Genomic DNA, 24,825 nt, shown 5'->3' on the forward strand with positions numbered 1-24,825 from the left:
CTCATTCAATCCGTTGGAGGAGCTATCCTGCCAACCGAAAATGCGCCAGCGCGTAAGGTGGGCGCATTTTAACCTGTGTTTGATACTGATCACAATAAACAAAAGGCCACTCAAGATGAGCAGCCTTATATGCTTACAGAACCAAAGTACGAATATCGGACAGAATTCCTGACAGCGTCACACTAAAGCGTGCAGCCATAGCACCATCAATCACACGGTGATCGTATGACAGCGACAGTGGCAACATCAATTTAGGTTCGAACTCTTTACCATTCCACTTAGGCTTAATTTCAGATTTAGACACACCTAAAATCGCCACGTCTGGGTAGTTAACGATAGGCGTAAACGCTGTACCGCCAATGCCACCTAAACTAGAAATAGTAAAACAGCTACCTTGCATGTCAGCAGATTTCAGCTTGCCATCACGGGCACGGATAGAGATATCAGCCAGTTCACGAGATAACTCGATAATGCCTTTCTTATCCACGTCACGCACGACTGGCACAACCAAACCGTTTGGCGTATCAACCGCCACACCGATGTGGAAATACTTCTTCTGGATCAGTGACTCGCCATCGCTACTTAAGCTTGAGTTGAACACTGGGAACTGTTGCAACGTTTTAGCCACAGCTTTTAGCATAAACACTAAAGGCGTGATCTTGTAATCGGCTTTTTTCTTCGCCGCTACATCGTTTTGCTGCTTACGGAACTCTTCCATTTCAGTGATATCAGCTTCATCGAACTGAGTCACGTGAGGGATAGTTACCCAGTTGCGGTGTAAGTTAGGGCCAGAAATCTTCTGGATACGGCTTAATGGAATTTCTTCCACTTCACCAAACTTACTGAAATCAACTTTAGGTGCTGCAATCACTTGCAGACCGCCACCGTTACCTGAACCCACAGAGGTTGCCGCAGTCGCTTTCGGACGAGACAGTTCGTATTTCACATACGCCTGAACGTCTTCTTTCATAATGCGACCTTTACGGCCAGAACCTGTCACTTGGGTCAAGTCGACACCAAATTCACGGGCTAAACGACGTACCGCAGGAGACGCATGTACCGCACCGGTAGACACAGGTGTACCTGCGCTTGGATGGTGTGGCACTGGAGGACGGCTTGCAGGTGTTGGGGCTGCAACGGGCGCCGCGCTCACTGGAGCAGGAGCTGCCGCTTGAGCAACAGGTGCAGGAGCTGCACCCACTGTCACAGTTTCAATCGTCGCAATAACGCTACCTTGAGAAACCTTGTCACCCACTTTAACAGTCAAAGACAGCAGTTTACCGGCGAATGGCGCAGGTACTTCCATGGTGGCTTTGTCAGTTTCAAGGGTAATCAAACCTTGGTCAGCAGTGATTTCATCACCGACAGACACGAGCACTTCGATCACATCGACATTGCTGGCATCGCCAATATCCGGCACTTGAATTTCTTTTACCGCAACCACACTTGCCGCTGGTGCAGCAGGTGCCGCGGCCACTGGCGCCACCGTAGCGGCAGGAGCCGCCTGAGCCACAGTTGCAGCTGGCGCGCTAACGCTTGGAGCCACAGCAGGTGCAGCGCCGCCCACTTCAAGCATGATGACTAAAGAGCCTTGCGACACTTTATCGCCAACTGCGACTTTAACGTCTTTAACCACACCCGCGAAAGGTGATGGTACGTCCATGGTCGCTTTGTCTGTTTCTAGGGTAATTAAACCGCTATCAACTTCAATCTTGTCACCGACAGCAACCAGGACTTCGATAACTGATACATCGGTGTCGCCACCGATATCAGGCACAGTCACTTCAACCACTTTGGTTGCGCCCGTCGCAGGAGCAGCAGCCACAGGGGCAGGAGCCGCTTGAACTGGTGCAGATGCTGGTGCCGCCTGAGCGGGTGCAGCAACTGGAGCCGGAGCAGCAGCTGCCGCGCCCGCTGCTTGCATCATAGCAATCAAAGTACCTTCAGATACTTTATCGCCCACAGCCACTTTCAATTCGGCTAAAACACCGGCGAAAGGCGCTGGAATATCCATAGTCGCCTTGTCGCTTTCGACGGTAAGAATCGATTCTTCTGCCGCTAGGGTATCACCCACAGCCACACAGATTTCGATCACTTGCACTTCATCGCCGCCGATATCAGGAACAAAAACTTCTTTTAATTCAGCCATTTTTATTGCCTCTTACGCGTACTGTGGATTGATCTTGTCAGCGTCGATACCATATTCTTTAATGGCTTTTGCTAACACATCGACAGGCAGCTCTTTGCGATCAACCAGTGATTTCAGTGCCGCAATAACGATGAACTTAGCGTCCACTTCAAAGTGGTGACGCAGATTCTCGCGGCTGTCTGAACGACCGAAACCGTCAGTACCTAACACTTTGTAATCGGTAGGAATATAAGCACGTAACTGTTCGCCGTAAATCTTCATATAGTCAGTCGCGACGATTGCAGGTGCATCACTTGAAATCACTTGGCTGATATAGGCTTGTTTTGGCGTTTCGGTTGGGTGCAGCATGTTCCAACGTTCAGCGGCTTGACCATCGCGAGTCAATTCGTTGAAGCTAGTTACGCTAAATACGTCGGCTGTGATACCGAAATCTTTCGCCAGTGCTTGCGCCGCTTTACGGGTTTGTTCAAGGATAGTGCCACAGCTCATTAACTGAACTTTGCCTTTACCTGAGCCCGCAACCGTTTCTAACTTATAGATACCTTTAACTATGCCCACTTCCGCGCCTTCTGGCATGGCTGGTTGCTCATAGTTTTCGTTCATTGTGGTCAAGTAGTAGAAGATATCTTCTTGATTTTCGCCGTACATACGACGGATACCATCTTGTACCACAACAGCGATTTCGTAACCGTAGGTTGGATCGTAAGTAATACAGTTAGGGATAGTGTTCGCCAATACGTGGCTGTGACCGTCTTGATGCTGTAAACCTTCGCCGTTAAGCGTTGTACGACCTGAAGTGCCACCGACTAAGAAACCACGAGCACGCATGTCACCCGCTGCCCAAGCCATGTCGCCAATACGTTGGAAACCGAACATTGAGTAGTAGATGTAGAACGGGATCATAGGTGTATCGTTGACTGAGTAGCTCGTCGCTGCTGATACCCATGAAGACATAGCGCCGAGTTCGTTAATCCCTTCTTGCAATACTTGGCCGGTTTTATCTTCACGGTAGTAAGCAACTTGGTCAGAATCCTGCGGAATATATTTTTGGCCTTCGTGAGCATAAATACCCACTTGACGGAACAAACCTTCCATACCGAAAGTACGAGCTTCGTCAGGAATAATTGGCACAATATTTTTGCCAATTTTCTTGTCTTTCAGCAGAGCTGTCAGCACGCGAACGAACGCCATAGTCGATGAAATTTCACGGCCGTTTGAGCCCTGTAAAATCGAATCGAAAATCTTCAGTGACGGCACTTCCAGCTCTTCAGTGAACTTTTGACGACGTTGTGGCACGCTACCATGCAGCGCTTCACGACGGCTCATCATGTACTTCACTTCTTCAGAATCTGGACCTGGGTGATAGAAAGGCAGATCTTCTAACTGGTCATCAGGGATCGGGATATTGAAACGATCGCGGAAGTAACGGATAGACTCAACGCCCATCTTCTTAACGTTGTGAGCGATGTTTTTACCTTCACCCGCATCACCTAAGCCGTAACCTTTAACGGTTTTAGCTAGGATAACTGTTGGACGGCCTTTGGTTTTTTGTGCATGTTCCAGTGCAGCGTAAACTTTAACTGGATCATGACCGCCGCGGTTTAAGCGCCAAATGTCATCATCTGACATGTTAGCAACCATTTCGGCCGTTTCAGGATACTTACCAAAGAAGTGTTCGCGCGTATAAGCGCCACCTTTGGCTTTACAGTTTTGGTATTCACCGTCAACGGTTTCTTCCATCAACTGCAGCAGTTTACCGCTGGTGTCACGGGCCAATAATGGATCCCAGTAACGACCCCAAATCACTTTAACAACTTCCCAGCCTGCGCCGCGGAATTCGCCTTCAAGTTCTTGGATGATCTTACCGTTACCACGTACAGGGCCATCAAGACGCTGTAAGTTACAGTTAACGATGAAGACTAAGTTATCTAATTCTTCACGGGCTGCTAAACCGATCGCGCCTAAGGCTTCTGGCTCGTCACACTCACCGTCACCTAAGAAACAGTAAACAGTTTGTGCTGAACAATCTTTCAGACCACGGTCAGTCAGATATTTCAGGAAACGGGCTTGATAGATGGCTTGGATTGGACCTAAGCCCATAGAAACCGTTGGGAATTGCCAGTAATCCGGCATCAGTTTTGGATGTGGGTATGAAGACAGACCCTTGCCATCCACTTCTTGACGGAAGTTAGCCAGTTGGTCTTCGCTTAAGCGACCTTCTAAGAATGAACGCGCATAAATACCAGGGGCGATATGGCCTTGGAAATACACTAAATCGCCACCGTCTTTTTCATTGGGTGCGCGGAAGAAGTGGTTAAAACATACGTCATAAATAGTCGCGCTTGAGGCGAAGCTTGAAATATGGCCGCCTAATTCTAAATCTTTCTTAGAACCACGAAGCACCATAGCTAAAGCGTTCCAACGGATGATGGCGCGAATGCGACGTTCCATCTCTTGGTTGCCAGGCATGTGAGGCTCTTGACCCGCTGGGATAGTGTTCAAGTAAGCCGTTGTGGCGTTATAAGGCAAGTGAGTGCCATTACGACGCGCTTTATCGATCAGCTTCTCTAGTAAAAAATGCGCGCGCTCTGGGCCTTCCTGTTCCAACACGGCTTGCAGGGCATCAACCCATTCCTGAGTCTCTAATGGATCTACGTCTTGTAGCATATCTTCAGACATGACACTGTCCTTCTCTATATACATGATAATGAATGGTGTTTGCGGCATATTCCGATTTAGCAGGCAGCTAAACTACAGAACTTAAGCGCCACTCTTTAAACGGCGCAAGCTTCGCTGCAACCGGCTATCTTCTTCCCGCACAGATAACATCACCTCTTCGATGTAACTTAAGTGTTCATTCGAGGCTTCTCTGGCGGCTTCGGGATCACGACGAACGATGGCAGCGAGCAAGGCCCGTCTGTGATCGTTAGCCATAGTAGAAGCTTCTTCGCGGCGGCTTAAAAGCTCCAAGTTTTGCGCCACATTTTGATGCAGCACAGGGGTTAAACTGAGAACGAGGTGTAACATAGCCACGTTATGTGACGCTTCGGCAACGGCACGATAAAAACGCACAATGGCGGCGGCTTGTTGTTCAATATCGGTGGCGGCTTCCACCTCGAGGATCATACGTTTGATATTTTGCATATCGGCGTCAGTACCACGCAGCGCCGCAAAATAAGCCATCATACCTTCGGTAGCATGACGGAACTCCAGCAAGTCGTATTGACTCTCTGGATCAGAATTCATAAGTTCAACGATAGGATCGGCAAGACTCTGCCAGAGTTGCTCTTTGACATAAGTACCACCGCCTTGGCGGCGCATTAACAGTCCTTTTGCCTCAAGCTTTTGGATAGCTTCACGCAAAGAAGGTCGAGACACTTCAAACTGGATCGCCAGTTCGCGTTCAGGCGGTAACTTCTGACCGGGCTGCAAACTGCCCTCTAAGATCATCTGCTCTAATTGAGCCATAATCACATCAGAAATTTTTGGCTGATTAATTTTACTATAGGCCATCAGGCGCTCAGCTCCGTTGTAAATTGGTCTTACCAATTTTTTTGAGTGAGCGCACTTTATCAAATCAGCGTTTTGATGTCCAGATTGAAGATCACTCCTTAAAAGCGATCTCGATCGAAAGCACTCACGAAGAGAGAGCATAGCGGAAAAAAATGTCTATGGGGTCAGACCATTTGACAAAAGCACGGGCTTCGCCCTACTAGGCGCTGCAAAAGCGCAGCGGATAGATTCTAGAAGGAGCGTAGCGACGCCCTAGCAGCGAAGCGTTCTCGCTGCGAAGCGTCCTTCCTTTAACTCACCAACCCAAAAATGGTCAGCAGTGACAGTACCGCGACGATAAGTGTAAAGTTGCGTTTACTCAGTACTAATAATGCCAAGGTTGACTGTACACATATAGGTGCACTCGCGACCTCAGGTAAAGGTTGCGCTGCTAATGCCGTCTCAACAACGACAGTGCGAGCACTGGTATTTATGGTCAAACCATGATGGCGCCACGCGGCTAACCCTTCGCTAAATTGGCCACTTAACGCATAACCAAAGGCAAAGATGCGGCTAGGTAACCAATCCAACACGCTAATCACTTCGTTGACTAATGGCAGCTCAAGGGATTTGCGGGCATTTTCTTCAGCATAAAAACGTACAGTGCAATACAACACGGCGCCGACAGGCCCCAGAAAAATGAAGAACAAAGCAACTGCGCCATAATATCGATAGTTAATCCAAGCGACACTTTGACCCACTTTGGCGCCAAGGTCTTTCTCGGATACCGCATCCAAACACTCGCTACAATCGAGCTCAGCGGCATAATGGTAACAAGCTTGGACGTCAGAACGACAAGCCGCTTGCATATATTTCTTGAAAATATCACGCTGCTTCTGATGGTTAAAACAAACCACCGCTACGACAATCCATAGCGCTAAACTTAATAAGCCCCAAAACATCCCCGCCACTAACCAAGACAACACATACACCAACAGGGCTGGCAGCACTAACGCCAGCGCCATCATAACGCTCGTCAGTGAAGCTTTATCACCAAAAAACGTCGTTTGGTAGGATTGCAGTAAACGATCAAATTGCCATGATGAAGGAAGACATTTAAGTCGCTCCACTAAAATGGCGACCAAGAGTGAAAATAATGCCATGGGCTGTACCTCTATAATTTGTCCATAAATAGTCTAGGTTTGTGTGAAATACGTCTAAAATCCAAAAACCTAAGAGCGCAACGCCTGAGTATATTCCTTTAGCTTCCCTAAATATCTTTCCCAATCAAAACTTTGCCCAGGGTCTGTTTTGCGCATTGGCGCAATATCACAATGACCCACAATTCGTTCGGTACTCAGCGATGGATACTCAGCCAACAGAGCTTGCGTCAACGCTGTCAGTGACTGATATTGCTCAGGTGTGTAAGGCTCAGTATCAGTGCCTTCCAGCTCAATACCAATGGAGAAATCATTACAATTCTCTCTCTCACCATAACGAGAAAGCCCTGCATGCCAAGCCCTATCGTTACAACTCACGTACTGCACACGCTCGCCATTGCGGCGGATCAAAAAGTGCGCCGAGACTTCCAAGCCCTGCAGCTGTTCAAAACTGGCATCGGCATTGGTATCTAAGCACCCTTGAAATAATTGATCAATATAGGGTAATCCAAAGCAACCTGCTGGCAGACTAATATTGTGGATCACCAACAAACTCACTTCACCTAAGGGACGTTGATTAAAATGTGGCGACTCACAACGCCTCGCACTATCACACCAACCTGATTCAAACCGCATAATGAGCTTATCCTCTATGCCACAAACTCGGTTACTCTAACAGTATTCAGCCAAGCAAAGAAGAAACCCTGCGCATGGAACTGACTTCATCATCTTTTAATGTTGAGCTCATGAAGCAAACCATTCACTCCCAACTTAAGTAAGCCAGAGGCTAAGTCCTGCCGCACATTCCTCCACGTTGTTCCGTGAGACCTAAGGCCGTGGTAATCTTAACCTAAGATGCAAGTAGGTCGTCAGTAATTAAAGAATGCAAGGACCCCGCTCATGTTAGAAAACGATATTCGCCAGTCAGTAAAATCCGCCCTAAGTGAAGACTTAGGTGGCACCGAAATCAACGATCAAACCAAGGCTATTGCTTATGGTGATATCACAGCAATGTTGATCCCTGCTGATAAGTACGCTGAAGCCACCCTTATTACCCGTGAAGAAGGCGTTTTTTGTGGAAAAGCATGGGCAGAGCAGGTTTTTAATCAACTCGGTGGGGAAGTCGCACTGCATTGGCATGTGGATGATGGCGATTTGGTATTACCCAACCAGTTACTGTGTGAACTCTCAGGGCCAGCGCGCGCTATTCTCACTGGCGAACGCACAGCAATGAATTTCATCCAAACCCTGTCTGGCGTTGCGACCTTAACTAAGCATTATGTCGATAAACTAGTGGGCACGCACACTCGCCTATTAGATACTCGCAAAACCATTCCAGGTCTGCGCACTGCCCAGAAATATGCCGTCACCTGCGGCGGCGGCAAAAACCACCGCATTGGCTTATATGATGCATTTTTGATTAAAGAAAACCACATTATGGCCTGTGGCGGTATTCGCCAAGCCGTAGATACCGCCCGCAGCTTGTACCCAAACAAGCCCGTTGAAGTCGAAGTGGAATCACTCGAAGAACTCGCCTTAGCACTCGACTCTGGCACAGATATCATCATGTTAGATAACTTCGATATCACTATGATGGTCGAAGCGGTTGAAATGAACAATCAATATAAAGCGAAAGGCGCCGGCGCTAAGCTTGAAGTCTCCGGCAATGTCACCTTAGACACTTTAGCCGAATTTGCTAAAACCGGTGTCGACTATATCTCAGTTGGTGCTCTCACTAAGCATGTTCGCGCCCTAGACTTGTCGCTTAGATTGAAAGCTTAAAACCGACTTAAAGTAAACCGTAACATTTGTTACATCACAAAACGCTTTGCATGTACCAAACTCCAAAAGCAAAGCGTTTTGCCCTTGTGATACGAATATCAGCAATGGCTAAACGACTTTAATAACCAGTCGAAAATCCGCCATCACCTTGACTCTAACGCGAATACCAGTCAACCAAACTGACATTGTCAAAATTTTGTTATAACACAATGTGTTTAATCTTCTATTTCTTAGACAAATGAATCATTTTATTAGTACTTTATGAGTAAAAGTTGTTTCATTTTATGCAACTTTGTACTAACTTTTACAAAGGCGAGATGGCCGTTTGGTCAACCTCACCTAAGGTCAGCACTGGAATGCCTGTCAAAATACTCTAATTTGCGTTTCAGGAGCACATTTTGAGGGACATTAGCCTAAGGTGCGGTTACCGAAAGGATTTATTCAAACAGACATTCACTCAGTAAGTGGCTTTGAATAAATCAGCATGAGTCATTACACATGGGTCATTCAAGATCATCGGTGTACTGTTAATGTTACATAGATCATATAAATGATTTTATTGACATAAATGAGTAATAAAGTTTGATGAGATAAAACAATTTATAGGGTAAAACAGCGTTTAGGTTAAACACTCTATTCAACCACAGTAAGTCACTAAATAGTTAGCTGGAGAGAAAAATGAAGGCCATGAATTTAAACAAAGCATTAAATAAAAAAGCTCAGGGTTTTACTCTGATCGAACTAATGATCGTAGTTGCCATTATCGGTATTTTGGCCGCGATCGCATTACCAGCATATAAAGAATATGTTGACAAAGGAAAAGTTAACTCATGTTTGGCTGAAGCTTCTGCATTTGAAAAAGCATTAGCTGCAGCTACAATTGGGGGCTTAACTGCACCAACTTATACCGCCTCAGCATGTGCAAGTTCTGCAGCGGGTGCGACTGCTGGCACTACAGATTATACGGCTAGAGATTCTGTACCAACAAAAATTGTTTGTACTGCCGCAACTGCAGCTTGTAAATAACAATTAATACATACACAAAGAGCCAGAAAATATTGGCTCTTTTGATTCAGCCTAAGAATAAATTTAAAATACTAAAAATTTCTTACAAAAAATTAAACTTCATACCGTAAAACCAACGATAGAACACAAGAAAATTTATATTTATCGTTAAATCAAGTTTATTATATTGTCATTTTTAGCTTCTAGGGTAATTAGGTACTACATTGAGCTCGACTAAGGAATGTTCAAATGCCATCCACAGGCCTACATCTAGGTTTATCGACCCTATTTATCCGTAAAGGTCTGCTAAATGAAGAGCAAATGGCAAATGCCATCACTAAATCTCGGCAAAATAAACATGCCCTTGTTAGTACGTTAGTTCAAAGTAAGCTGGTGTCTGCTCGCGCAATTGCCGAATTGTGCTACGAAGAATACGGCACCCCACTACTCGATCTTAATGAATTTGATATTGCTTCCATTCCTGAAGAATTTCTGAATAAAAAGCTGATTGAGAAGCACCGCTGCTTACCGCTATTTAAACGGGGGAATCGCCTCTATATAGGCACATCCGACCCAACCAATATTGCCGCCCTCGAAGATTTCCAATTTAGTGCAGGCCTGCATGCCGAAGCGATTCTAGTAGAGGAAGATAAGCTTGCAAAAGCGCTGGAGAAAATCCTCGAAGAAGATATCAGCGGTCTCGATTTAGGCGGCATGGATGAAGCAGCGCTGGCTGCGATAGAGATTACCGACACCGACAGACGTAATGAAGAGCCTACTGGCGAGAGTAGCGACGATGCACCCATCGTTATTTATATCAATAAAATTTTAACCGATGCCATCCGCAAGGGTGCATCGGATTTACACTTTGAACCCTATGAGAAACGCTACCGTATTCGTTTCCGTATAGATGGTATTCTCCACGAAGTCTCTGAGCCACCTATTAGCCTCGCAGGTCGTTTATCGGCGCGTCTAAAGGTAATGTCGAAACTCGATATAGCCGAACGGCGGGTACCTCAGGATGGTCGAATTAAGATGAAGCTTTCCCGTACTAAGTCCATCGACTTTCGGGTAAGTACCCTACCGACACTGTGGGGGGAAAAAATTGTAATGCGGATTTTGGACTCATCCTCCGCACAATTAGGCATTGAAAAACTCGGCTACGAGCCAGACCAAGAAAAGCTCTACCTTGAGATGCTAGCAAAACCCCAAGGGATGATTCTAGTGACGGGGCCAACGGGTTCAGGTAAAACAGTTTCCCTCTATACAGGGTTAAATATTCTCAATACCGAAGAGCGTAATATTTCTACCGCAGAAGATCCGGTTGAGATTAACCTTGAAGGCGTGAACCAAGTTCACATTAATTTAAAGGCAGGGTTAACCTTCGCATCCGCTTTACGTTCATTTCTACGCCAAGACCCCGATGTGGTGATGGTAGGAGAAATCCGCGATCTGGAAACCGCCGAAATTGCCATTAAAGCGGCGCAAACGGGTCACTTAGTCTTATCGACCTTGCACACAAACTCGGCTGCCGAAACCTTAACCCGTTTAATCAACATGGGTGTACCTGGCTATAACATAGCCAGCTCAGTGAACCTGATTATTGCCCAGCGCTTAGCGCGTCGTCTATGCCCCGAATGTAAACAAGCGGAAGTGATCCCCGAGCATGAATTATTGCGTTTAGGCTTTGCCCAAGCACAAATTACTCAAGGCTTTACCACCTTTAAACCCGTTGGCTGCGAGCACTGCTCTGCGGGCTACAAAGGCCGAGTCGGTATTTATGAAGTCATGAAAATGTCCGATGAAATAGCCCGTACTATCATGGAGGGCGGTAATTCTTTGCAAATTGCCTCCCAAGCTAAAGCCCAAGGAATGCGAGATCTACGGCAATCAGGGTTATTGAAAGTGATGCATGGCGTCACTAGCATTGCAGAAGTCAATCGCGTCACCAGTTTTGGCTAAATCTAGCATTTCTCATCTAAACTTAAAAAATATAGAGCGGTGCAAACTTCAATTTTAAAGCTCGCATAATTTAGCAGATGCAGCTTTCTACTAATTAGCTATTGAAAAGCGGATTATTTTACAGGAATAATTTATGGCTACGGCAACGACAGTAAGAAAGTCTCGCGGCAAGAAAAACGAGCAAAAGAGCCAACCAAAAATCTATACCTTTGAATGGAAAGGCCTAAATCGCGACGGCAAGAAGACTGCGGGAGAGCTAAGAGGCGCAACTGCCGCCGAAATTCGTAGTCAATTAAAATCCCAAGGAGTGAATCCAAAGAGCGTTCGTAAGCAATCTTCTCCGCTATTTAAGTTAGGTGATCCGAAAATTACCCCTATGGATATTGCTATGATGACTCGCCAAATCGCGACTATGCTAGCGGCGGGCGTACCTTTAGTCACCACAATTGAACTACTCGGCCGCGGTCACGAAAAAGCTAAGATGCGTGAATTACTTGCAAATATTCTCAGCGAAATTCAATCGGGTATCCCCTTATCCGATGCAATGCGCCCCCATAGACGCTACTTCGATGAGCTATATGTTGACCTAGTTGCAGCAGGTGAACATTCAGGTTCACTAGATTTGGTTTTTGATCGCGTTGCTACCTACAGAGAAAAAACGGAAGCCTTGAAGTCTAAAATTAAGAAGGCCATGTTCTATCCAGCCGCTGTTGTCATCGTCGCGATATTAGTAACAACCTTATTATTACTCTTTGTCGTCCCTCAATTCGAAGATATATTTAAAGGCTTTGGTGCTGAACTGCCCGCCTTTACCCAATTAGTGCTTCACATTTCCCGCGGGTTACAATCCTCTTGGTATATCTTTTTAGCTGCCATTGTAGGCGGAGTATTTTTGTTCGTTCGAGCCCACAGAAACTCCCAAATTTTACGTGATAGAGTCGATGAAGCTGTACTTAAAATCCCAGCCATTGGGCCGATTTTACACAAAGGAGCCATGGCTCGATTCGCCCGGACTTTAGCAACAACTTTCGCTGCGGGCGTGCCGTTAATTGATGGTCTAGAATCCGCCGCAGGCGCATCGGGTAATGCGGTATACCGCAAAGCTATTTTAAAAATTCGTCAAGAAGTCATGGCGGGGATGCAGATGAATGTGGCGATGCAGACCACAGGACTTTTCCCCGACATGTTAGTGCAAATGGTGATGATAGGCGAAGAATCCGGCTCACTGGATAACATGCTCAATAAAGTCTCAACCATTTACGAAATGCAAGTAGATGATGCGGTTGATGGCTTATCAAGCCTGATAGAACCGATTATGATGGTGGTAATCGGTACTGTCGTCGGCGGGTTAATCGTTGCTATGTATCTACCTATTTTCCAAATGGGTAATATTGTTGGCGGCTAGTTATCACACCTCATATTTACACCTAGATATAAGAACATTAAATGTCAGAATTCATATCGCTTTTGGGCCAGTCTCTAGATCAGAATCCTTGGCTGTTTATTGCATTAAGCTTTATTTTTGCCGCTACCATTGGTAGTTTTTTAAACGTGGTGATCCACAGATTTCCTGTGATGATGAAACGGGAGTGGCAGCAAGAATGTAATCTGTATTTACAGGAATACCATGAAGACATAGTCAAAAAAATCGGTATAGACCAACTCAATAAACCTATAGATGCCTTCCCTGAAAAGTATAATCTTGTTGTGCCGGGCTCAGCCTGCCCTAAATGTAAAACGTCGATCAAGCCTTGGCATAATTTACCCCTATTAGGCTGGTTAATGCTCAAAGGTAAATGCGCCGCCTGTCACGCCCCTATTTCTGCCCGCTACCCTATTATTGAATTCATCACAGGGCTACTTATCGCGACTTTAGCTTGGCATTTTGGTCCAAGCTGGCAGTTTGTTTTTGCGAGTATACTCACCTTTGTGCTTGTCGCCCTGACAGGTATCGATCTTGATGAGATGTTGCTCCCCGACCAAATGACGTTACCGTTACTTTGGCTAGGCTTGATAATCAACCTAAATCATACCTTTGCGAGCCCAACCGATGCGATTATCGGCGCGGCTGCAGGCTATTTGAGTCTATGGTCCATTTTCTGGTTGTTTAAAATCCTCACCGGCAAGGAAGGCATGGGCTATGGCGACTTTAAATTACTCGCCGTGTTCGGTGCTTGGCTTGGCTGGCAAATGCTGCCGCTGGTGATTTTACTTTCGTCCCTCGTTGGCGCAGTCGTTGGCATCACTATGATTGTTAGTAAACGCCTGAAACAAGGGAATCCAATCCCATTTGGCCCCTATATTGCCGCAGCTGGCTGGATAGCCTTGCTATTTGGGCAACAGATTGTCGATTGGTACCTATCGACACTGTAAGAGCATGCAAACTAAGCAGAAAGCGATCCGGAGTATCTTATGTCAAAGTTTGTTGTTGGCCTTACAGGAGGCATCGGCAGCGGTAAAACGACTGTTGCCAATTTATTCGCTGCAGAAGGGATTAGCTTAGTCGACGCAGATATCGTTGCCCGCGAGGTCGTCGCTCCAGGTTCAACTGGACTGGAAGCGATCGTCACTCATTTTGGCATTGAGATATTAACACCAGAGGGTGAACTCGATCGCGCCAAGTTGCGGCAACGGATATTTAGCCATCCTGAAGAGCGCGAATGGCTAAACCAACTATTACACCCTATGATCCGCCAAGAAATGCTCGCGCAGGTAGAAAAAGCGACCTCTGCCTATGTAATTATGGTCGTGCCCTTGCTATTTGAGAACGGGTTAGATAGGTTAGTCAATCGGACTTTAGTGGTGGATATTTCACCTGAGTTGCAAATAAATCGCACCGTAAAACGTGACAATGTTGATGCATCTCAAGTTAATAACATCATTAGTAGCCAATGTAGTCGCAGCGAAAAACTCGCTAGAGCCGACGACATTATTGATAATCAAGGAGAGATATCAACCTTAAAACAAGAGGTGCTAGCATTGCACCAGCGATATTTACAACTTTCTGGTACTGATAACGCCCATGACTGAATTAGTTTACGAACAGCCCTTAAACGAGAAAATTCGCAGCTACTTGCGGCTCGAATACCTCGATAAACAGCTGCAAAGTAATCTAAATCATGACCACCAACATAGATGTTTTTATCCGCTGTTTTCCCTCTGTGAATTGTCCGAACGCTGTGATTATCGTAATGAAGTATTAAAAGATATTGAGCGGCACTTGCTGCAACTGAGCAAATGGCAAGAATTAGATCACGTCGACCACCAGCAAATCGACCTTTATATCAATGCCCTCACCCAAGCCCGCGAACCGTTGCAAAAGCCAGAACGCTTCGGCAGCCAACTAAAACAAGACAGATTTATTTCTGCGCTACGACAACGCTTTGGCATGCCGGGCGCCTGCTGTAACTTCGATCTGCCGCAACTGCATTATTGGCTAGCTAAACCTTGGGAAGAAAAACAACAAGACTACCGCTCTTGGATAGCACACTTCGAACCTTTGCTCACCCCCATCACACTATTACTCCAACTCACCCGCAGTACAGCCCATTACGACAATGCCGTTGCCCATGCTGGTTTTTATCAGGGTGACAGCGCTCAAGCACTTGCTTTGGTGCGAGTCAAAGTCGATGCCTCCCACGGTTGTTATCCTACGATTAGCGGCCATAAAAACCGTTTTGCAATCCATTTTGTGCAGTTTGAACAACAACGCCACTCCGACCGTTCGATTGATTTCTTACTGGCTACCTGTGCATGAAGTCTTTACACTAATGGCCTGAAAGACATTAGTATTGGCGGCCGCTGTATCGCCGTTAACCAAGAGAACAATTATGCCATTGACCGTTAACTGCCCTATCTGCAAAGCCCCTGTCGAGTGGGTGCCACAATCTGCATTTAAACCTTTTTGCAGCGAGCGCTGTAAGCTCATCGACCTCGGCGATTGGGCGTCAGAAAAGCATGTCATCCCTGTGAAGGCCGAATTTGATCCCGAAGCATTTGATGAATTCGATCTCGATGAAGGCGACTTTTTTAAAGAATAATGCGAAGCGCTAGCTGCTCAGCTTACGCCATCACAGCGATTAATTTGCCCAACTCTCTACTCAATAGATAAATATTATGACTAAACGCATCCATGTTGCCGTAGGCATTATTACTAACTCGGCCGGTGAAATTCTATTAGCAAAACGCCCAGACCATTTACATCAAGGTGGGAAATGGGAATTTCCTGGCGGCAAAGTTGAGGCGGGCGAAACGGTCACTCAAGCACTGATCCGTGAACTCAAAGAGGAAGTTGCACTCGATGTCACCGATAGTCAGCCATTTATGGCGCTGAGTTTCGATTATCCCGATAAACAAGTGCTACTCGATATCCATTCGGTCACTGAGTTTAACGGCACTGCCCAAGGCCTCGAAGGTCAGCTTATCGATTGGGTCACTAAAGCCGATTTAATTAATTATGACTTCCCCGAGGCTAACAAGCCTATTTTAGAAAAAATTCTCGCTCAGTAATCGAGCCATTTACCTCATTATTTCAATGCGCTCTATCCCCGAATCGCAATTCGGGGATGAACTTTTTCAATGCCTTAACTCCGCAAACCATGCAATCCTGTGATCGTTAAGCTTATAGACATAAGCAATGCGTGATCTAGCTTGCAGCAAATCAATGATCCGCTTTAATCGCATCGAGAATAATGTTTGAATCAAGCTTCATTCTTTCTCTTCGATTTTAAGGGCGCATCATGCACAATAACGTTAAGGCATTCCTAGCCACTACTGCCTTATTTTTTAGTTGTCAGGTACTAGCCAATGGTGGCTGTGGATTTGAAGAACAACAACAGGGCTTAATTGCGACCTGCAGCGAGGAGAAACAAGAAGTGATTTTAACTGGAATAGTCGAAGCACAACATTTAGTCACAGATCTCAATGAGTTTGCCGAAGGGTATAAAAGCTACCAGGTCGACACTGCGGCAATCACTCCGCTTAAAAGCGTCACCGAACCAACTGAAATTATTGTGATCATTGGTACTTGGTGTCCAGATTGTCACCGTGAAACACCGCGCTTTATCCGTATCATGGAAGAAGTCGCCAATCCCAATATCAAAGTGACCTATATTGGTGTCGACCGGACGAAGAAAGATCCCGAAGGCTTAGCGGCCAAATACGACTTTACCCGTATTCCAACCTTTATTGTGCTGCAGCAAGGTAAAGAAGTTGGCCGTATCGTAGAGCGCCCAACCGTTTCCTTAGAAAAAGATCTCGCCGATTTATTGAAATAAGCGACGCAGTACAAACAATAAAGGCCGCATAGCGGCCTTTGGTTTTTATCCATTCAGTGTCCCGTCCTGAAATACGTTGACATAAAGAGGACTTCTTTATGACAACATCAATTAACTCAAGCCGTAAGCGCACACAACGAGATTACACCTTAGCCTTTAAATTAGGCGTTGTAGAGCGTGTTGAAAAAGGCGAAATGACGTACAAACAAGCCCAAGCCCATTTTGGTATTCAAGGCCGTTCAACTGTACTCGTTTGGCTTAGAAAACATGGTAGACTCGATTGGTCGAAACCTTTTCAGCATCCCCTTATGCCTAAGTCAAAAGAAACCCCTACCGAAACGATCAAGCGCCTTGAACGTGAGTTAGCAGAAGAGAAACTGCGTAACAAAATCCTCAATGGCATGGTTGATATCATGGACAAGGAATATGGAGCTGGCCTCAGAAAAAAGTACTTATCCGGTACGTCTGGCAAGCAAAAGGCAACGGAGAAATAAACCTCGCAGCCGCATGTCGTGCTGCGGGTATGTCGAGGCAAGGTATTTATCAGGCAGTTGCTCGAATGGAAAGTCGTAGAGCTGAGCTATCGGTCATCAAAGACTGGGTCCAGTACTGGCGTAAATATATGCCAAGGTTAGGGGCCCGTAAGCTCTACACGTTGATAAAATCCAAGCTGGTTGAGCACGATATTAAACTCGGGCGAGATGGGTTATTTACCTATTTGAGAAGTGAAGGTTTACTGGTTAAACCGAAGAAAAGCTACACAAAAACCACGTTCAGCAAACACTGGATGAAGAAGCATCCTAATCTGCTGAAAGAGGAAGGGCTACATGATGCAGGGCATGTACTGGTCAGCGATATCACCTATCTTGAGTCAGACCAAGGAGTGCACTACCTGTCACTGGTCACCGATGCCAGTTCTCGTAAGATAGTCGGTCATCACGTGAGTAAAGACATGAAAGCCGAGAGTGTGGTGAAAGCGTTAAAAATGGCCATAAAAGATAAACGCTATATCGGCAACGCAGTGCATCACTCAGACAGAGGCTTACAATACTGCTCAGCCGTTTATCAGAATGCGCTTCAGGCGAGCCAAATCCAGCCGTCAATGACGGATGGTTATGATTGCTACCAAAATGCATTAGCAGAAAGAGTGAATGGCATACTGAAGCAGGAGTTTTTACTGCACCGATGTAGGACATTTGCGGAGCTGAAGATACTTGTTAGAGAATCGATAGCGATATACAACGAAATGAGACCGCATCTGAGTTTGAATATGGCAACCCCTAATCAGGTGCACAATAGAAAAGGCCAGCTACTGGAGCTGGCCTAAACACTGTCAACCTATCTTAGGACGGGACACAGAGAAAGCTTAGCTCGCTTCGTCAATAATTCGCTGCGCGAGCATCACTAAAACACCTTCACGTAATGCGCCACCAGATAAGGCTAAATGCTCTATTCCCAGCAACTCAAACAAAGCCAATAAAATAGCGACACCCGCTGCAAAAGTCGGCGCCCGCTCGCTACAAAGCCCAGCAATCCCCGTTAAGCTAATGTCTTCTTGGGCGAGAATTTCAGCCTTCAACTGAGTGAGCACATCGAGCGTTATTGTCTCAGATAAGCCACGGTGTAGCAGGACTTCAACCACAGATTGCACAGCGCCAGATGCGCCAACAACACAATGCCAGCCTAGATCGCGTAGCGTTTGTCTATGCTCAGCTAATGCGGTTAGCACTTGCTGCTTAGCATCATCGAAATCTAACTGCTGCAGCGGCAAACTGCTGAAAAATTGGCGATTATAAGTCACGCTACCAAAGGGCAAACTGGTTTTGAACAGCACTTGATGCCCATCGCCAATGATAAACTCTGTACTCGCCCCACCGATATCAATAACTAAGCGCCGGCCTTGACCACAAGTGGTCGCCACCATGCCTTGATAGATAAGCTCAGCTTCACGCATGCCTGAGATGATTTCAATTGGATGACCAAGGAGTGGCAATGCACGCCGATTAAACTCATCGGCATTGCTGATGCTGCGAAGGGTTGCGGTAGCAATCACAGCCACATGATGTGCTTCAATCTTATGTTGCATCAACATTTGGGCAAACATACTCAAACAGTCGAGGCCGCGCTGCATCACGTCATGGCTTAAGTTGCCATCGTCGCCTATGCCTTCGGCAAGCCTCACCTTACGTTTATATTTCGCAATAATATGCGGCTGACCACCACGCGTTTTGGCGATCAGCATATTAAAACTGTTTGAGCCTAATGTTATAGCGGCATAAGCGGGTGTTGGCATTTACGAATGTCTACGTGTCCTATCATGACGAGGAGGGCGAGCACCGCTGCGTTGCGCACCAGGACGACTTGCCCCAGAACGATCACGCAGGTTTCGAGTGCCGCTCGGGTGTTTACGGTGGATCTTCGCTGGCGTAGGAATATCGGCCAATAAAGCTTCACTGTCGTAATTACTCACTGGAATCGAATGATTAATATAGCTTTCGATTGCTGGCAAGTTTAACGCGTACTCTTCACAGGCAAAGCTTATCGACATGCCCTTATTACCCGCACGACCCGTACGACCGATTCGGTGCACATAGTCTTCACAATCATCAGGTAAATCATAGTTATACACGTGTGAAACGTCAGAAATATGTAAACCGCGAGCCGCGACATCGGTAGCAACCAATATATCTAATTGGCCACTGGTAAACTGCTCAAGGATACGAATACGTTTTTTCTGTGGCACATCACCCGTTAACAAACCTACGCGATGTCCATCCCCTTCAAGCCAAGACCAAAGCGTTTCACAGCTGTGCTTAGTGTTAGAGAAAACGATGGCTTTTTCTGGCCAATCTTCTTCAATCAAGGTCAACAGCAAACGCATCTTCTCTTCTTGCGAAGGATAGAAGATTTCTTCTTTGATGTTTTTGGAGGTTTTTTCTTCAGGGGCGATTTCGACTTTAACTGGCTCGTTCATATGATCGTAAGCCAGCTCTTGCACTTTCATCGACAAGGTTGCCGAAAATAGCATATTAAGACGTTGATTTGCCTCAGGCATACGTCTAAACAAGAAGCGGATATCTTTGATAAAACCTAGATCGAACATACGATCGGCTTCATCTAATACTACAGCCTGAATCGAATTCAGACCGATAATGCCTTGGCGAACGTAGTCGATAATTCGACCCGTAGTACCAATCAAGATATCAACACCTTGATCTAATACTTTACGCTGTACATCGTAACTTTCGCCGCCATAAACAATACCCACCTTTAAGTGAGTGTGTTTAGCGAGTAAAATCGCATCTTTAGCAATCTGAATCGCCAGTTCGCGAGTCGGAGCCATAATGATGGCGCGGGGCTGATTAATCAGTCGACCTTCAGGTACGGGAGTCGATAATAAGTGATTAAAAGTGGCGACCAAAAAGGCCATTGTCTTGCCAGTGCCCGTTTGTGCTTGACCAGCGATATCTTTTGATTGAAGTAATACAGGCAGTGATAACGCCTGGATCGGCGTACAAAATTCGAAGCCATTCTCGGCAAGGGCCTGTTTAACCTCAGGATGTAGAGGTAGGTCGGCAAACCTTTGGGTAGATAGATGTGTTTCGCTCATAGCGCAAGCTTACCTGTTGAGGTTGCAATAAGATACTCGATCGTTTGAAATAGCCACATTGTAAAAAGGTAACTTGAAAAGCTATTTTTCAGCCCCAATATACATGGTAAGCCATTAACAAACCAGCAATGGCACCCAAACTGGAGAACATCATGAGCGATAAAATTATATACCTGAGTGACGACAGCTTCGAAAACGACGTATTAAAGTCTGATTTGCCAGTATTGGTAGACTTCTGGGCCGAGTGGTGTGGTCCTTGTAAAATGATCGCTCCAATTTTAGACGATGTGTCTGAAGAATATGCAGGCCGCGTGACTATCGCTAAATTAAACGTTGACCAAAACAATGTTTCTCCAGCGAAATATGGCGTTCGTGGCATCCCAACTTTACTGTTATTCAAGAACGGCGAATTAGCCGCAACTAAAGTTGGCGCACTATCAAAAACGCAATTAAAAGAGTTTATCGACGCGCAAATCTAATTTGATGTGGTAATGAGTGACCTCCGGCACAAGCTATAAATTAATTGTGCCGGAATTTCCCTAAATTTCTGGACGCCCCGCTTTGTTAGTGCTACTTTAATAACCAGATTCTTTCTAATAACCTCTTCTCGCTCGTCAATCACTATCCTGAATTACATCCTTACTGATTGATCGCGGTAAGCTTTGTCGCGTAACACAAGACCCCCAAAATGAACTTAACTGAATTAAAAGACACGCCGATTTCTGACCTAGTCTCGCTAGCTGAAAATATGAAGCTCGAAAATATGGCCCGCGCTCGCAAGCAGGACATTATTTTCTCAATCCTTAAAGCCCACGCAAAAAGTGGAGAAGACATTTTCGGTGGTGGGGTATTAGAAATACTCCAAGACGGTTTCGGCTTCTTACGCAGCTCAGACGGTTCTTATTTAGCTGGTCCAGATGACATCTATGTCTCACCAAGCCAAATTCGCCGCTTTAACATGCGAACGGGTGATACCATTTTTGGTAAAATTCGCCCACCGAAAGAAGGCGAGCGTTATTTTGCCCTATTGAAAGTCAACGAAGTTAACTTCGATAAACCTGAAAACTCCCGTAATAAAATCCTCTTTGAAAACTTAACCCCACTCCACGCAGAAGAACGTATGCGTATGGAGCGCGGCAACGGCTCAACTGAAGATATTACCGCACGTATTCTGGATTTATGCTCACCGATTGGTAAAGGTCAACGTGGTTTGATCGTTGCACCACCAAAAGCCGGTAAAACGCTATTACTTCAAGGTATTGCTCAGAGTATCAGCTACAACAACCCAGAAGTGGTGTTGATGGTATTGTTGATCGACGAACGTCCAGAAGAAGTAACCGAGATGCAACGCCTCGTTAAAGGTGAAGTAATTGCATCAACCTTCGATGAGCCAGCCAGCCGTCACGTTCAAGTTGCCGAAATGGTGATTGAAAAAGCAAAACGCTTGGTTGAGCACAAAAAAGACGTAGTTATCCTACTCGACTCTATTACTCGTCTAGCCCGTGCCTATAACACTGTTATCCCGTCATCGGGCAAAGTGTTAACCGGTGGTGTGGATGCGAACGCCCTGCACCGTCCAAAACGCTTCTTCGGTGCGGCACGTAACATCGAACACGGCGGCAGCTTGACCATTATCGCCACTGCTTTGGTTGATACCGGTTCTAAGATGGACGAAGTGATCTACGAAGAATTTAAAGGTACAGGTAACCAAGAGCTGCATCTGTCACGTAAAGCGGCAGAAAAGCGTGTGTTCCCAGCCATTGATTTCAACCGTAGTGGTACGCGTCGTGAAGAAAAACTCACGACTCAAGAAGAACTGCAAAAAATGTGGATCCTGCGTAAGATTTTAAATCCTATGGATGAAGTCAGCGCAATGGAATTCTTAATCGACAAATTGGCTATGACCAAGACTAACGAAGAATTCTTTACCGCCATGAAACGCGCTAAGTCTTAATCTCAGCGAGTCGCTAAAAAAGCCGCATCATGCGGCTTTTTTGTTTCTTAAATCCTAAGATTTTTTTACTGCCAGTATTTGACCCAAGCTTTTACTCAAAGCCTGTGTGCGCTGCCGCAGCATTTCCCGCAGCAACAAGACAACAGGCGTCACATGCTCGCGTCCTGGGCACTCTAAGTACAAATCGACTGGCTCCCCTTGATACTCAGGCAACAAACGCACTAATCGCCCTGAGATTAAGTCATTGGCCAGATCTAGACTCGACTTAAATACCAATCCTTTACCTGCCACAGCCCAACGGCGGGCAATCTCGGCATCGTTAGCACTACGATTGCCCGTGACACGCACTTTGAATTCTTGGCCGTCGCGCCTAAATTGCCATTGATCGTGCGTTCGCTCATCTAACTTATAAAACAAGCAATTATGCTCAACTAATTGTTCTAGTGAATCAGGTACACCAAACTCGGCCAGATATTCTGGCGAGGCGCACAGAACACGATCAACACTGCAGAGCGGAAATGCCACTTGGTTTGAGTCCTGCGGTTTGCCGTAACGCACTGCGACATCAATTTTATCGTGGTAAAAACTGCTGATGTTGTCGCCAAGGTGCAAACGCACTTGCAGTTGAGGGAAATCGAGCAAGAACTCATCGAGCCAAGGCACAAACAGATTACGGCCAAAATCCGAAGACACAGACAGACTCAAGGTGCCGGATATCTTACCTTTATCACTGGCGATGGCCTGCTCGCCGAGCGCTAAATCGCTCAAGGCTCGTCGACAATGAATAAGATAACGCTCACCTTGTACAGTCAAACGTAAGCTGCGGGTCGTGCGGATAAATAAACTAGTATCAAGTTGTTTTTCAAGCCGTTTTATTGCTGCGCTGGCAGAAGCGGCGGAGATATCCATCTCGGCAGCAGCGGCAGAAATATTGCCACAATCGGCGACCCGCACAAACAAAGCTAAATCATTAATCAACATGATTATCAAAAATCCTTTGAAAAAATTACAAACTTTACCCTGTTTATCTCTTAGCTAATATTCCACACAATGGCCACAAGATACAAGTACACTCAAACAGATCGACTCCAACCAGTACACTCAGGGGAATAAAGATGAAAGCCATTGGTTACCAAACTGCAGGTGCAATCACAGCACCCAATGCATTAGAAGACATCACGTTAGCCGAACCGACGGCGACAGGGTTTGACCTCTTGGTGGAAGTTAAAGCCATTTCCGTCAATCCGGTCGACACTAAAATCCGCGCATCCAGCTCGGCACCAGCGGGCGAATATAAGATCATCGGCTGGGATGCGGTCGGTGTCGTCAAAGCAGTTGGCGAAAACGTCAGCCTTTTCAAGGTCGGTGATGAAGTGTGGTACGCGGGCGATATTAGCCGAAGCGGCAGTTATGCCGAATACCAATTGGTTGATGAGCGAATTGTCGGCCATAAACCTAAGAGTTTAACCTATGCCCAAGCGGCGGCATTACCCTTAACCGGAATTACAGCATGGGAGATTCTATTCGACCGCCTAGGTCTACCCCTAGATGGTTCGGCAACTGACGCCCGCATTTTAATTATCGGCGCGGCCGGTGGTGTGGGCTCTATCATCACTCAACTGGCGGTAAAACTCACAGGGGCAGAGGTGATTGGTACTGCTTCTCGGCCTGAATCTGCCGCTTGGGTGCAAAAACTCGGCGCCGATGCGGTCATAGACCACACTAAATCGCTCTCGGGCGAACTTGCCAATATTGGCATTACTGATGTGACCCATGTGATTAGCTTGACCCAAACCGACCAACACTTCGATGAGATCGTACAAGTGCTTAAGCCACAAGGGAAACTGGCGTTAATCGATGATCCTAAGAGACCATTAGATGTGATGAAACTCAAGCGTAAGAGCCTGTCATTGCATTGGGAGCTGATGTTTACGCGCAGCCTGTATCAAACCGAAGATATGGTAGCCCAGCATCACTTGCTCAATCGCTTAAGCACACTTATCGATACAGGCGAGTTACAGAGTACGTTCGGCGAGCACTACGGCACAATTAATGCGCAGAACTTAATCAAGGCCCACACTCAGATTGAGTCAGGCAAAGCCATAGGTAAAATTGTTTTGGAAGGTTTTAACCAATGAAAATAACAGTATTTGCCCAAATCATAGCGAATCAAGGCCAAAGCGACGCGCTATTTAAGATACTCAAGCAACTCGTGACAGACACGCATACCGAGGCTGGCTGCATCGAATACAAACTGCATCACTCATTGGATGATGAAAATATCTTTTGGATGTACGAAATTTGGCAATCCCAAGCGGCATTGGATGAACATATGGCGAGTGCGCATTTCCAAGCATTTGTCGCCCAAACGGCAGACTTAATCAGTCGAGCTGACATCCATAAAAGCTACGCCTGTTAATCAATAAAAAGCGCCA

At 46.1% G+C, this 24,825-nt stretch carries 23 protein-coding genes; 15 read left to right on the forward strand and 8 right to left on the reverse strand.

Annotation, left to right across the window (positions count from 1 at the left end; all coding sequences use genetic code 11):
• Window positions 1–133: 133 nt before the first annotated feature.
• The 5 genes from aceF to ampD form a co-directional block, all read right to left on the reverse strand.
• Window positions 134–2,149 (reverse strand): dihydrolipoyllysine-residue acetyltransferase, encoded by a 2,016-nt coding sequence (gene aceF, locus Q4Q52_RS15870; protein WP_311991060.1) that lies wholly within the window; start codon window positions 2,147–2,149, stop codon window positions 134–136.
• Between the two features lie 12 nt (window positions 2,150–2,161).
• Window positions 2,162–4,828, reverse strand: coding sequence for a pyruvate dehydrogenase (acetyl-transferring), homodimeric type (gene aceE / locus Q4Q52_RS15875; RefSeq protein WP_311991061.1), 2,667 nt, complete (start codon window positions 4,826–4,828; stop codon window positions 2,162–2,164).
• A gap of 81 nt (window positions 4,829–4,909) precedes the next feature.
• Complete coding sequence (gene pdhR / locus Q4Q52_RS15880) at window positions 4,910–5,662, reverse strand: pyruvate dehydrogenase complex transcriptional repressor PdhR (protein WP_311991062.1); 753 nt, start codon at window positions 5,660–5,662, stop codon at window positions 4,910–4,912.
• Window positions 5,663–5,952: 290 nt separating this feature from the next.
• Window positions 5,953–6,804, reverse strand: a complete 852-nt coding sequence (ampE, locus tag Q4Q52_RS15885; RefSeq protein WP_311991063.1) for a beta-lactamase regulator AmpE — start codon at window positions 6,802–6,804, stop codon at window positions 5,953–5,955.
• 69 nt (window positions 6,805–6,873) lie between these two features.
• Entirely contained in the window at window positions 6,874–7,437 is a 564-nt protein-coding gene (ampD, locus tag Q4Q52_RS15890) for a 1,6-anhydro-N-acetylmuramyl-L-alanine amidase AmpD (protein ID WP_311991064.1), read from the reverse strand.
• A gap of 264 nt (window positions 7,438–7,701) precedes the next feature.
• Here ampD and nadC point away from each other — a divergent pair, with 264 nt between their 5' ends.
• The 11 genes from nadC to Q4Q52_RS15945 all read left to right on the forward strand — a co-directional run bounded on the left by nadC (window position 7,702) and on the right by Q4Q52_RS15945 (window position 18,153).
• Window positions 7,702–8,583, forward strand: coding sequence for a carboxylating nicotinate-nucleotide diphosphorylase (nadC, locus tag Q4Q52_RS15895; RefSeq protein WP_311991065.1), 882 nt, complete (start codon window positions 7,702–7,704; stop codon window positions 8,581–8,583).
• Window positions 8,584–9,261: 678 nt separating this feature from the next.
• Window positions 9,262–9,609 carry a prepilin-type N-terminal cleavage/methylation domain-containing protein gene (locus tag Q4Q52_RS15900; RefSeq protein WP_311991066.1) on the forward strand — a complete coding sequence of 116 codons (348 nt, stop codon included), beginning with the start codon at window positions 9,262–9,264 and terminating at the stop codon, window positions 9,607–9,609.
• Window positions 9,610–9,837: 228 nt separating this feature from the next.
• Window positions 9,838–11,550, forward strand: a complete 1,713-nt coding sequence (gene pilB, locus Q4Q52_RS15905) for a type IV-A pilus assembly ATPase PilB (protein ID WP_311991067.1) — start codon at window positions 9,838–9,840, stop codon at window positions 11,548–11,550.
• Window positions 11,551–11,683: 133 nt separating this feature from the next.
• Window positions 11,684–12,955, forward strand: a complete 1,272-nt coding sequence (locus Q4Q52_RS15910; RefSeq protein WP_311991068.1) for a type II secretion system F family protein — start codon at window positions 11,684–11,686, stop codon at window positions 12,953–12,955.
• A 41-nt stretch (window positions 12,956–12,996) separates the two neighbouring features.
• Window positions 12,997–13,923 (forward strand): A24 family peptidase, encoded by a 927-nt coding sequence (locus Q4Q52_RS15915; RefSeq protein WP_311991069.1) that lies wholly within the window; start codon window positions 12,997–12,999, stop codon window positions 13,921–13,923.
• A gap of 39 nt (window positions 13,924–13,962) precedes the next feature.
• Window positions 13,963–14,580, forward strand: a complete 618-nt coding sequence (gene coaE, locus Q4Q52_RS15920; protein WP_311991070.1) for a dephospho-CoA kinase — start codon at window positions 13,963–13,965, stop codon at window positions 14,578–14,580.
• Window positions 14,573–15,307 (forward strand): cell division protein ZapD, encoded by a 735-nt coding sequence (gene zapD, locus Q4Q52_RS15925; protein ID WP_012090388.1) that lies wholly within the window; start codon window positions 14,573–14,575, stop codon window positions 15,305–15,307. The genes coaE and zapD overlap by 8 nt, the downstream gene beginning before the upstream one ends.
• Window positions 15,308–15,380: 73 nt before the next feature.
• Window positions 15,381–15,590: a DNA gyrase inhibitor YacG gene (gene yacG / locus Q4Q52_RS15930; RefSeq protein ID WP_006083355.1), complete on the forward strand. Its 210-nt coding sequence runs from the start codon at window positions 15,381–15,383 to the stop codon at window positions 15,588–15,590.
• A gap of 76 nt (window positions 15,591–15,666) precedes the next feature.
• On the forward strand, window positions 15,667–16,059 hold the full coding sequence (gene mutT, locus Q4Q52_RS15935) for an 8-oxo-dGTP diphosphatase MutT (RefSeq protein WP_311991071.1): 393 nt from the start codon (window positions 15,667–15,669) through the stop codon (window positions 16,057–16,059).
• A gap of 230 nt (window positions 16,060–16,289) precedes the next feature.
• Window positions 16,290–16,826 (forward strand): thioredoxin family protein, encoded by a 537-nt coding sequence (locus tag Q4Q52_RS15940; protein ID WP_006084374.1) that lies wholly within the window; start codon window positions 16,290–16,292, stop codon window positions 16,824–16,826.
• 98 nt (window positions 16,827–16,924) lie between these two features.
• Window positions 16,925–18,153, forward strand: a protein-coding gene (locus tag Q4Q52_RS15945) for an IS3-like element ISShes2 family transposase (RefSeq protein WP_311991072.1) whose coding sequence is annotated in 2 segments (ribosomal slippage) — window positions 16,925–17,276 and window positions 17,276–18,153 — 1,230 coding nt in all. Because the reading frame shifts where the segments join, the coding sequence is not laid out codon by codon here.
• A gap of 39 nt (window positions 18,154–18,192) precedes the next feature.
• Here Q4Q52_RS15945 and Q4Q52_RS15950 read toward each other — a convergent pair.
• Window positions 18,193–19,119: an exopolyphosphatase gene (locus Q4Q52_RS15950; protein ID WP_311991073.1), complete on the reverse strand. Its 927-nt coding sequence runs from the start codon at window positions 19,117–19,119 to the stop codon at window positions 18,193–18,195.
• Entirely contained in the window at window positions 19,120–20,436 is a 1,317-nt protein-coding gene (gene rhlB / locus Q4Q52_RS15955; RefSeq protein ID WP_006084377.1) for an ATP-dependent RNA helicase RhlB, read from the reverse strand.
• A gap of 152 nt (window positions 20,437–20,588) precedes the next feature.
• On the opposite strand from rhlB, the gene trxA reads away from it, so the two are divergent.
• Both trxA and rho read left to right on the forward strand, forming a co-directional pair.
• On the forward strand, window positions 20,589–20,915 hold the full coding sequence (gene trxA / locus Q4Q52_RS15960; protein ID WP_006083360.1) for a thioredoxin TrxA: 327 nt from the start codon (window positions 20,589–20,591) through the stop codon (window positions 20,913–20,915).
• A 209-nt stretch (window positions 20,916–21,124) separates the two neighbouring features.
• The gene (gene rho / locus Q4Q52_RS15965; RefSeq protein WP_006083361.1) at window positions 21,125–22,390 is read left to right on the forward strand and encodes a transcription termination factor Rho; all 1,266 of its coding nucleotides are present in this window, start codon (window positions 21,125–21,127) and stop codon (window positions 22,388–22,390) included.
• A gap of 54 nt (window positions 22,391–22,444) precedes the next feature.
• Here rho and Q4Q52_RS15970 read toward each other — a convergent pair whose 3' ends face one another.
• Window positions 22,445–23,371 carry a LysR family transcriptional regulator gene (locus Q4Q52_RS15970; protein WP_311991074.1) on the reverse strand — a complete coding sequence of 309 codons (927 nt, stop codon included), beginning with the start codon at window positions 23,369–23,371 and terminating at the stop codon, window positions 22,445–22,447.
• Window positions 23,372–23,505: 134 nt separating this feature from the next.
• Between Q4Q52_RS15970 and Q4Q52_RS15975 the strand changes: the two genes are divergently transcribed.
• Complete coding sequence (locus Q4Q52_RS15975; RefSeq protein ID WP_311991075.1) at window positions 23,506–24,528, forward strand: zinc-binding alcohol dehydrogenase family protein; 1,023 nt, start codon at window positions 23,506–23,508, stop codon at window positions 24,526–24,528.
• Window positions 24,525–24,809 (forward strand): putative quinol monooxygenase, encoded by a 285-nt coding sequence (locus Q4Q52_RS15980; RefSeq protein WP_006084381.1) that lies wholly within the window; start codon window positions 24,525–24,527, stop codon window positions 24,807–24,809. Before Q4Q52_RS15975 ends, Q4Q52_RS15980 begins: the two co-directional genes overlap by 4 nt.
• Window positions 24,810–24,825: the final 16 nt, after the last annotated feature.

This window comes from Shewanella sp. SP1S2-4 (genome assembly GCF_031932075.1).
GTDB lineage: Bacteria > Pseudomonadota > Gammaproteobacteria > Enterobacterales > Shewanellaceae > Shewanella > Shewanella baltica.